Source organism: Streptomyces diacarni, assembly GCF_003323715.1.
GTDB classification, from domain to species: domain Bacteria; phylum Actinomycetota; class Actinomycetes; order Streptomycetales; family Streptomycetaceae; genus Streptomyces; species Streptomyces diacarni.
This window is the reverse complement of sequence record NZ_QOIN01000069.1, coordinates 1-9,842: the sequence shown is the minus strand read 5'-3', so window position 1 is coordinate 9,842 and position 9,842 is coordinate 1. Positions and strand designations below refer to the sequence as shown.

The 9,842-nt window shown below is 72.8% G+C and carries 9 protein-coding genes; 4 read left to right on the top strand and 5 right to left on the bottom strand.

Annotated features, from left to right (window positions below):
- Positions 1-215: 215 nt before the first annotated feature.
- The 4 genes from DTL70_RS31075 to DTL70_RS31060 all read right to left on the bottom strand — a co-directional run bounded on the left by DTL70_RS31075 (position 216) and on the right by DTL70_RS31060 (position 6,353).
- Positions 216-1,784 (bottom strand): FAD-dependent oxidoreductase, encoded by a 1,569-nt coding sequence (locus DTL70_RS31075; protein WP_114025357.1) that lies wholly within the window; start codon positions 1,782-1,784, stop codon positions 216-218.
- Positions 1,781-3,928 (bottom strand): molybdopterin oxidoreductase family protein, encoded by a 2,148-nt coding sequence (locus DTL70_RS31070; RefSeq protein WP_220183683.1) that lies wholly within the window; start codon positions 3,926-3,928, stop codon positions 1,781-1,783. Before DTL70_RS31070 ends, DTL70_RS31075 begins: the two co-directional genes overlap by 4 nt.
- Positions 3,925-5,319: an MFS transporter gene (locus DTL70_RS31065; RefSeq protein ID WP_114025356.1), complete on the bottom strand. Its 1,395-nt coding sequence runs from the start codon at positions 5,317-5,319 to the stop codon at positions 3,925-3,927. Before DTL70_RS31065 ends, DTL70_RS31070 begins: the two co-directional genes overlap by 4 nt.
- Positions 5,320-5,408: 89 nt before the next feature.
- On the bottom strand, positions 5,409-6,353 hold the full coding sequence (locus tag DTL70_RS31060) for a LysR family transcriptional regulator (protein WP_114025355.1): 945 nt from the start codon (positions 6,351-6,353) through the stop codon (positions 5,409-5,411).
- A 96-nt stretch (positions 6,354-6,449) separates the two neighbouring features.
- Between DTL70_RS31060 and DTL70_RS31055 the strand changes: the two genes are divergently transcribed.
- The 4 genes from DTL70_RS31055 to DTL70_RS31045 are packed head-to-tail and all read left to right on the top strand — an operon-like array spanning position 6,450 to position 8,140.
- Positions 6,450-6,695, top strand: coding sequence for a hypothetical protein (locus DTL70_RS31055; RefSeq protein ID WP_114025354.1), 246 nt, complete (start codon positions 6,450-6,452; stop codon positions 6,693-6,695).
- Positions 6,679-6,834: a hypothetical protein gene (locus tag DTL70_RS33985; protein ID WP_220183682.1), complete on the top strand. Its 156-nt coding sequence runs from the start codon at positions 6,679-6,681 to the stop codon at positions 6,832-6,834. Before DTL70_RS31055 ends, DTL70_RS33985 begins: the two co-directional genes overlap by 17 nt.
- Positions 6,831-7,652: an EamA family transporter gene (locus DTL70_RS31050; RefSeq protein WP_220183681.1), complete on the top strand. Its 822-nt coding sequence runs from the start codon at positions 6,831-6,833 to the stop codon at positions 7,650-7,652. The genes DTL70_RS33985 and DTL70_RS31050 overlap by 4 nt, the downstream gene beginning before the upstream one ends.
- 5 nt (positions 7,653-7,657) lie before the next feature.
- Positions 7,658-8,140, top strand: coding sequence for a VOC family protein (locus DTL70_RS31045; RefSeq protein ID WP_114025358.1), 483 nt, complete (start codon positions 7,658-7,660; stop codon positions 8,138-8,140).
- 297 nt (positions 8,141-8,437) lie between these two features.
- Here DTL70_RS31045 and trpD read toward each other — a convergent pair whose 3' ends face one another.
- On the bottom strand, positions 8,438-9,505 hold the full coding sequence (trpD, locus tag DTL70_RS31040; RefSeq protein ID WP_114025353.1) for an anthranilate phosphoribosyltransferase: 1,068 nt from the start codon (positions 9,503-9,505) through the stop codon (positions 8,438-8,440).
- Positions 9,506-9,842 lie beyond the last annotated feature (337 nt).

Genomic DNA, 9,842 nt, shown 5'->3' with positions numbered 1-9,842 from the left:
TGCTTCCACGTTACGCAGACCCTCCCGCCCCGGCGGGGCGGTGGCCTTGCCTCTATCAGCGGTCTCACGGTGCCTCCAGGGCCGGTGGCACCACCCCCCGGATCATCTGTTCGACAGGGGGACAAGCCATGCCGGACCCGGAGGCCGGGAGTCCCATTGCAGGACCGCGAAAACGGTAACGGGGGGAGCGGGTACACGACGGTCGCCTCCGGCCGTCACGACGGGTGCGGAGTGGGGCCGACTGCCGGGCCGGTCTCGGCAAGCCAGGCGGCGAGCTTCTCGACAGCGATACGACAGCCCCCGCAACCGGTCGTGGCGCGGGTGGCGGCGATCAGCTCTTGCGGAGTTCGCGCGCCCCCGTGCCAGGCCGAGCGCAGCCCGCCCTTGGTGACAGTGTTGCAGCGGCATACCATCGCGCGGTCGGGCATCGCTTCGGGATCGTTCGCCGCCTCGGTCGGCAGGGCCCGTCCGAGGAGGAGGGCGAGTCGGTTGGAGGGGGCGAGCGCGCCGCTGTCGAAAAGCTGGACGAGCCCGGCTGCGGCGTCGGGTACACCGAGAAGGATGGCGCCGGTCACCCGGTCACCGTGCAGCACCAGCTTGGCGTAGCGGTCCCGGGCCGGGTCCTCGATCCGCAGGATCTCAGGGCCGCCGTCGCCCGCCGTTCCCTCGTCCTCAACGAATGGGTCCCCCAGGGACGTCAGTTCGATGCCGGCTGCCTTCAGCCGGGTCACCCGTGGGGTGCCCAAGTAGCGGGCTGTGGCGTTCTCACCGGTCAATCGCGCGGCGAGAACGGCTGCCTGCTCCCAGCCGGGTTGTACGAGTCCCGGATCGGCGTCGGCGCAGTCACCCAGCGCGTGGATGGCCGGGTCGGAGGTGGTGAGGGCTTCGTCGACGGCGATCCCGCCCGGTCCGACGGCCAGGCCGCAGGCCTCGGCGAGTGTCGTCTCGGGCCGGGCTCCCGTGCACAGCAGCAGTCCGGCGGCGGGCAGCACGGTGCCGTCCGTCAAATGCACCCCCACTCCCGCTTCCCAGCGCACCGCCGAGGTCCCGAGTCGCTGTTCGATGCCGAGTCGGCGCAGGGCCCGGCTGAGTATCCGCCCGGCCGGTGCGTCCAGTTGCTGGTCCATCAGGTGTGGTGTGGCGTGGACGACCGTTACGGCGACGCCGCGCGCTGCGAGAGCCCGAGCCGCCTCCAGGCCCAGGACGCCTCCGCCGAGGACCGCGATCCGCGCCCCTCGTCCGCGCGCCCGGTCCGCGAGCGCGAGCAGCCGGCGCGCGTCTGTGAGAGTGCGCAGCGCGGTGACGTCACGGGCGAGCTCCAGGGCCCCTTTCGGCGTGGTGACAAAACCGTCGGCGGAGGCGTCGTCCTGGGCATCGAGGCACAGGCCCGGCAGAGGTGGCAGGACGGGGCGGGCACCGGTGGCCAGCACCAGCCTGTCGTAGGGCAGGCGGCGCCCGTCGGCCAGCATGACGGTACGCGCCGCGCGGTCCACCGTGGTGACGGTGGAGCCGGTGCCGAACGGGCCCTCGACCGAGGTGTCCCCCCTGACCGGCGAATCCGACAGATGCGAAGGGGCCAGCCGGCCCGGCGCCACATCGTCCTCGGCCAGTGCGCCGGACAGCAGCCCCGGCAGCAGCACCCGGTTGTAGCCGCCCACCGGCTCGTCCCCCAGCACGGTCAGCCGCATTCGCCTGCCCAGAGGGTCGCGGCGCAGCACCTCCTCGAACAGCCGCGCTCCAACCATCCCGTTGCCGACAACCACGACACGCGGCACTCGGCTCATTCCCCCTCCTTCGGTGCGTGCCCGTCGGCGCGCTCCAGTCGTACGGCGCTCAGTTTGAACTCCGGCATGCGGCTCACCGGGTCGAGTGCCGGGTTGGTCAGCACGTTGGCGGCACCGGCCTGGGGGAAATGGAACGGAAGGAAGACCGTGTCGGTTCGCATGTCCCCCACGTACCGGGTTCGGGCGAGAACCGCCCCGCGCCGGGAGACCACCCGGGCTCTCTCTCCGTCCGCGAGCCCCGCCCGGCGCGCCGTGTCGGGGTGCACCTCGACGTACGCCTCCGGCGCCGCTGCCCGCAATCCGGGCACCCTACGGGTCTGCGCCCCGGACTGATAGTGCTCCAGCTGCCGCCCTGTAGTCGCGTACAACGGGTGTGCGGCGTCGGGCATTTCCGCCGCCTCCCGATATTCGACCGGCAAGAAGCGCGCCCGCCCATCGGCATGCTCGAACCGGTCGAGGAAGAGCCGCGGGGTTCCGACGGGTTCTCCAACGCGTTCGTCGGCCCGGGAACTACCGGTGGTGTCCGGAACCGGCCAGTACACAGCCGCGTCGTCGTCCAAGAGTTCGGGCGCGACACCGGCATAGTCGGCCACGCCGCCCGCCGAGGCACGGCGGAGCTCCTCGAGCACGGGCGCCGGTTCGGGCGGAAACTCCTCGCCCGACCGGCCAAGGCGGACGGCGAGTTCGTGGAGGACCTCTAGGTCGCTACGAACGTCCGGCGGCGGGGCCTGGGCCGCGCGTCGGCGCAGGATGCGACCCTCCAAACTGGTCATGGTGCCCGACTCTTCGGCCCACATCGCCACGGGCAGTACGACGTCGGCGAGGTCCGTCGTCTCCGAGCGGACGAAGTCCGCTACGACGAGGAAGTCGAGTGCCCGCAGTCGTTCGATGACGCGGCGCGACCGCGGGGCCGAGATGACCGGATTGGAGCCCATCACGAGCAGGGCGTTGGGGCCGCCCGGGGTGCCGAGCGCGTCCAGCAGCTCCCAGGCGCTGCGCCCGGCCCCAGGAATTTCCGCTTCCTGCACGCCCCATACGCGGGCGACGTGCTCGCGCGCGGCGCGGTCCTCGATGTGCCGGTAGCCCGGAAGCTGGTCGGCCTTCTGACCGTGCTCGCGGCCGCCCTGGCCGTTACCCTGCCCGGTCAGGCAGCCGTACCCGGCACCCGGGGTGCCGGGCAGTCCGAGGGCGAGGGCGAGGTCGATCCAGGCGGCGACCGTATCGACTCCTTTGCTGTGCTGTTCGGCACCGCGCCCGGTGAGGATGTGGGCACGGCGGGCGCCGGCCAGCACGGCTGCGACCCGCCGCAGGTCCGCGGCCGCGACACCGGTCAGCCGCTCGGTACGCTCGGGCCACCAGCGCGCGGCGCACCTGCGTACGGCCTCCCAGCCCGTGGTGCGTTCCCGGCGGTAGGCAACCCTGCCCGGGGTGTCCAGGTGGCCTTCGACCAGAGCAACATGCAACAGGCCGAGCGCGAGGGCCAGGTCGGTGCCAGGTGTGGGTGCCAGGTGCAGTCCGCCGCCGTCGAGCGCCGCCTGGGCGGTGGCCGTGCGGCGCGGGTCGACGACGATGAGGCGGGCGGGGTCGAAGTGACCCATCAGCGGAGGCATCGTCTCCGCAGGGTTGGCACCGACGAGGACGACTGCCTCGGAATCGTCCAGATCCGCCACGGGAAACGGCAGGCCCCGGTCGAGTCCGAAGGCCCGGTTGCCGGCCGCTGCGGCGGAGGACATGCAGAAGCGGCCGTTGTAGTCGATCTGCGAGGTGCCGAGCGCGACGCGCGCGAACTTGCCTAGTGCGTAGGCTTTCTCGTTCGTCAGGCCGCCACTGCCGAAGACAGCAACGGAGTCGGGGCCGCGCGCGGCGCGCAGCTCGGCGAAGCGCCGGGCCACAGTGGCGAGGGCCTCGTCCCAGCCCGCCTCGCGCAGCGGGGCGTCCTTGCCGTCTCTCATCAGCGGAGTGGTGAGGCGCTCGGGCGAGGTCAGCAGTTCGGCGGCGGTCCAGCCCTTCTGGCACAGGCCACCGCGGTTGGTGGGGAAGTCGCGGGGAGCGATGGTGAGCTGTCCGGTACCAGGGCCGGGGCTGAGGGACATGGCGCACTGGAGGGCGCAGTACGGGCAGTGGGTGGCAGTCTCTCCGGTCACGACCGCACCTCCCTTTCAGCGGCGCCCGGCAGGGGATCCTCCTGCGATCCGACCGCTGTGGGCACGTGCCGGGAGCCGGGTCGACTGGGCCGCCTCAGGTAAGCGGCCCAGGTGGTAACCATGCACAGTCCGTAGAAGGCGAGGAAGGCGAAGAGGGCCGCGCGGGAGTCGCCGGTCGTCCGGTAGGACTCGCGGAAGGCGAGATTGATCCCGACGCCGCCGAGCGCCCCCACCGCTCCCGAGACGGCGATCACCGCTCCCGTCAGCCGCCGCGCCTCAACCTGCGCCTCCCCGGGGTCGAGACCGGCCTCGACGGCGTCGGCGGCCCGCGCAGCATACCGGGCGGGGATCATCTTGTACGTCGACCCGTTGCCCACCCCTGTGAGGACGAACAGCGCGACGAAGACGGCGACGAAGCCGCTGAAGGACCCGGCGGCCGAGGCAGCCAGCGAGCCGGCGGCCCCACCGGCCAGAGCGAGGAAGGTCCAGGCGGTGACCCGCGCTCCGCCGAACCGGTCGGCCAACCGCCCGCCCAGCGGACGCGTCAGCGATCCCAGCAGCGGCCCGAGGAAGGTGAACGCGGCGGCCTGCACCGGGCTCTTGCCGAACTCGTTCTGCAGGACGAGTCCGAAGGCGAAACCGAAGCCGATGAAGGAGCCGAACGTTCCCACGTACAACAGCGAGAGGAGCCAGCAGTGGCGGTCCCGCAGCGCGCGGCGGTAGGCACCGTAGTCGGTCGGGGCAGCGGGGAGGTTGTCCATGCGCCGGTGTGCGAGCAGCGCAGCGAGCAACAGCGCCGGTATGAAGAGCAGCGGCAGCGCCTCCGGGTGAGCGGCACCGGCGGTCGCCAGCAGGAGCAGCCCGAGCAACTGCACGGTGGCGACTCCCAGGTTGCCGCCTCCGGCGTTGAGTCCGAGCGCCCATCCCTTCTCCCGCTCGGGGAAGAACCGGTTGATGTTCACCATGGAAGAGGCGAAATTCCCTCCCCCCAGCCCGGCGGCCGCGGCGCACAGCAGCAGCGCCCACAACGGCGTGTGGGGGTAGCGCACCAGCACAGCGGCCCCCGCGACGGGCACCAGCAGTACCAGCGCCGAGCACACCGTCCACGTGCGCCCGCCGAACCGGGTGACCGCGAACCCGTACGGCAGTCGCAGCAGCGCTCCCACCAGCGAGACCACCGACACCAGCAGAAACTTCTCGTCAGCCGACAGTCCGTACCCGTGTGCGGGCGTCAAGAACAGCACCAGCACCGACCACAGGCTCCAGACCGCGAAACCGATGTGCTCGGCGTAGACGGACAACCACAGGTTCCGCCGTGCGGCGCGTCGCCCTCCACGCGCCCAGAACTCCTGATCCTCGGGATCCCACCGGCTGATCCTTCCTGCCGTCACGTCGCCTCCAGTCCAGTTCCGGAGTCATGACAGTACGGGCCTCTCGTTGCGCCTGCGCAGCCCCCCGTAACGGCCGCGAAACCATCTAGTCACTCCCCCGCAGGGTCCAGCGTGAACTCCCCCGCCGGCTCCCGCGTGAGCACGGCGGCCCGCTCCCGCAGTGCGGCCAGTCCCGCGGCGACGGCGGGCTGTTCCTCGCTGCCCTGCCGCACCACGGTCAGCACGCGCCGGAACGGCGGCGGACTTCCCTGCACCGGCACCCGCACGACGCGCGGGTGCCCTGCGACCGACATCAGCCGTGGCACCAGGCACACCCCCAGGCCGTGGCCGATCATCGCGAGGATGGCGGGCCATTCGTCCGAGTGGTGCAGGCGGCGGGGGGTGAACCCGGCGGCGGCGCACAGCGCCTGGATCAGCCTGTCCTGGTCGTGGTGGGGGGTGATCCAGTCCTCCGCCGCCGCTTGAGCCAGGTCCACGGGGCGCCGACCGGCCAGCGGGTGCCCCACCGGCACGACGAGGTCCAGGACGTCGTCCAGGAGCGGCCGTTGGGCGAAGCGCGGGTCGTCGACCGTGGGGCTGTCGGGGTGCGGGGTGAGCACGGCGATGTCCGCCTGGTCAGCGAGCAGCCGCTGGTAGCTCAGCCGGGTGTCCGACTCGTGGAGGAGTACGCGGACGGGCGGCCGCGCGTCCCGCAGTTCGTGGGCCGTGGGCGCGAGGAGCGAGGCCATGGTGGTGGTGAAGCCCTCGACGCGCAGCGTGAGCCGGCCCCCGCCGCCGGACGCGGCGAGGTCGGCCCGCGCCTGCTCCCACTGCGCGTGCAGCACATCGGCGTGGCGCAGCAGCACCCGCCCCGCGGGGGTGAGCCGCAGCGTGCGGCCGTCCTGGCGCAGGAGTTCGGCCCCGGTCTGCTGCGCGAGCTGACGCAACTGCTGGGAGACCGCGGAGGGCGACAGATGGAGGGCGTGTGCCGTGGCCGTCACGGTGCCCTCGGAGTGGAGCACGCGCAGGGTGTGCAGGAGCCGCAGGTCGATCATGTGGCCATCATCCGGCAACCGTGCGGCAAAACCGCACGGTTGTGTGCACAAAGTTGCGATGGACGTGCATGCTGCTCCGGCACGACGCTGGGGCGCATGGACATCCGCCGCGCCTTCGGCGGCGGTCGCTGCGCCACTTGCGGCTGGCCGCTGCACGATCCGTACGAGACCGTCTCCCGCCACCGGGTAGCCGAGGGAACCCTCGTCTACTCCCGCTGCGCCTGCGGCACCCTCCGCGCCTGGCTGCAACGCCACGAGGGCGTCGAACAGCTGGTGGTCGGCGGCCGCAGCACCGTTGCGGACCAGCCCGAGCGCGAGGAGCCCGGTGGTCGCGCGGACTGACCCCGCCGGCACCCGGCCCTCGCCCTCCCCCGCGCTGCCCGCCCCGCTGCTGGTCCTCGGCAGCGTCGTCACCGTCCAGACGGGACAGGCACTCGGTAAGGGCCTGTCGAGACCGTGGGCGGCCCGTTCGGTGTCGTGACGCTCCGGCTGGGGCTGGCCGGACTCGTACTGCTCGCACTGTGGCGCCCGCGGCGGCCGCCCGACCGCCGCTCCGCCCTGCTGCTCCTCGCGTTCGGCACCGCCATCGCCGGGATGAACCTCTCCTACCTCGCCATGGCGCACCTGCCCCTCGGCGTCGTCATGACGATCCAGCTCTCCGGCCCGCTCGCCGTCTTTGTGCTGCCGCTCCGCCGCTGGATGAACACCGCCTGGGGTCTGCTGGCCGCCGCCGGGCTCGCGCTGTTCACGCTGCCGGGCTCGGGCGGGCAGCCCCTCGACCCGCGCGGGGTGGCCTGGGCGGCGGCCTCGGGCGTCTCGATGGCCGCCTACCTGCTGCTGAGCAGGCGCACCGGCGCGGCGATGAGCGGCGGGGGGCCGCTGGCACTGGCCGTCTGCTGGGCGGCCGTGCTGACGCTGCCCCTCGGACTGGCCGACGCCGGGGCCCGGCTGGCCGAGCCCCGGATCCTCCTCGCGGGGCTCGGGGTGGCGGTGTTGTCGGCGGCGGTCCCCTATTCCCTCGAACTGGCCGCGCTGCGCCGCCTCCCCGCCGGGGTCGTCGGCGTGCTCCAGTCACTGGAGCCGGTCGCCGCCGGTTTCGCCGGTCTGATCCTGCTGGGCGAGCGGCTGAGCGGCCTCCAGTGGCTGGCGGTCGGCTGCATCACGCTGGCGTCGGCCGGAGCCGTCGCCGGCCACCGCTCCGGTGGGGCCGCAGGGGCGACATCCGGGCCGAGCGATGAGATTCCGGTGCCCGGACGGTCTGTACTGGCAGACGGCGTGAACCGAGCGACCAGGAGATGACGATCATGCGGCAGTCCCAGAAGATCAAGACGTTCCTCTGGTTCGACACCCAGGCCGAGGAGGCGGCCGCGTTCTACGTCTCCCTCTTCGACGACTCCCGCGTCCTGGGCGTCACCCGCTACGGCGAGACGGGCCCGGGGAAGCCGGGTTCCGTGATGACGGTGGACTTCGAGCTGGCGGGACGGGAGTACGTGGCGCTCAACGGCGGCCCCGAGTTCTTCTTCACCGAGGCGATCTCGCTCCAGGTGGACTGCGACTCGCAGGAGGAGGTGGACACCCTGTGGGAGAAGCTGACGGCGGGCGGCGGCCAGGAGGTCCAGTGCGGCTGGCTCAAGGACAGGTACGGCCTGTCGTGGCAGATCGTGCCGCGTCGCCTCTTCGAGCTGCTGGAGGCGGCGGACAGCGCGCAGGCCGAAGCGGTCACCGCGGCCATGCTCGGCATGGTGAAGCTGGACGTGGCCACGCTGGAGGCGGCGGCACGGAGGTGACGCCCGACTCGCGGTCGCGGGGCCTCAGCACGGGGTGGGGCCCCGCGCCCCGGCCGGGAGGCCGCCGCCGTCGATGCGACGGGCGGCGGCCTCCCGCACGCGGCCTCGGGCTTCCTGCGAACTTCCAGCGCATGCTCCGGCAAGGAAGTGCCACCGCCCGCAGCGAGCGGTCTGCCGGTGGGTTGTGGCTTGTCGCGCCGTTCCCCGCGCCCCCTTCCGGGGCGCGCCCACGCCTCCACTGCCGGCTTCATGGGCAGCTCCCGGCGCCAGGGTCGCCCCTGCGGGGCGCGGGGCGCGTCACCGCCGGTGGCTGGCCTCCACCCACCGGTCCAGAGCGGCACGGGCAGCGCCGGAGTCGAGTGACTCGGCGGCGCGCCGCATCCCGGCGGCGATCTGCTCGCTCAGCGGCGCGTCGGTGGGCGTGAGCGCCGCGAGCGCGGCGGCCGAATTCAGCAGGACGGCGTCCCGCACGGGCCCCCGCTCGCCGTCCAGCAGCCGCCGTGCCACGTCCGCGTTGTAGGCGGCGTCGGCCCCCCTCAGCGCCTCGACGGGCACCAGTTCGAGGCCGACGTCGCGCGGGTCGAAGCTCTCCTCGCGCACCGCACCGTCGCGGACGATCCACACGGTGGACGTCGCCGTGGTGGTCAGCTCATCCAGCCCGTCGTCCCCGCGGAAGACCAGCGCGGAGGAGCCGCGGGCCGCCAGCACGCCCGCGATGATCGGCGCCATCCGCGCGTCGGCGACGCCGGTGGCCTGGGCACGGACCCGGGCCGGGTTGGTGAGCGGCCCCAGGAAGTTGAACGGGGTCGCGACGCCCAGTTCCTTGCGGGCCGTGCCGACGTGCCGCAGCGAGGGGTGGAACCGCACCGCGAAGCAGAAGGTGATGCCGGCCTCGGCCGCCACCTCGGCGACCCGTTCGGGGCTCAGCTCCAGATCCACCCCGAGCTTCTCCAGGACGTCGGAGGCGCCACTGGCGCTGGAGGAGGCCCGGTTGCCGTGCTTGACGACCTTCACGCCCGCTCCGGCGACGACGATCGAGGACATGGTCGAGATGTTGACCGTCTTGGCCCGGTCGCCTCCGGTGCCGACGATGTCCACGGAAGGGCCCGGCACCTCGATCGTGCGCGCGTGCGCGTACATGGCGCGCACCAGCCCGGAGATCTCCTCGACCGTCTCCCCCTTGGCGCGGAGCGCGACGGCGAACCCCGCGATCTGCGCGTCGGTGGCCTCGCCCCGCATGATCCGGTCCATCGCCCACGCGGTGGCGCTCTCGCTCAGGTCCTCGCCGGCGAGCAGTGCGCTGAGCACGTCGGGCCAGGTACGCGCCGCCACGGTGTCGCCTCCGGCGGGGGGAGCAGCGCTCATGGGAACCACATCCTGGCTGTAGACCGACGCAATGGTGCCGCCACCCTATCGAGCCCGACCGGGCGGCGTGGTCGCCTGTTCACCCCGTGGGCAGCGGGGTGGAGGGCGTCCGATGGGGCGGTGCGACCCGGCACACAGCCGGGAGGGGCCCACGGGACGTACCCGTGAACCCCTCCCGGTGTGGCGGATTCAGCTGTGCCGCGCCGTCAGTGGTGACCGTGGCTGCTCTCGATCTCGCGGTACTCCTCCTGCGTGGGCTTGGGAATCTGCCCGGAATCGCCGTAGTAGCCCTTCGACAGGCGCGACCGCAGCTTCTGACCACGGCCGACCTTGCGCC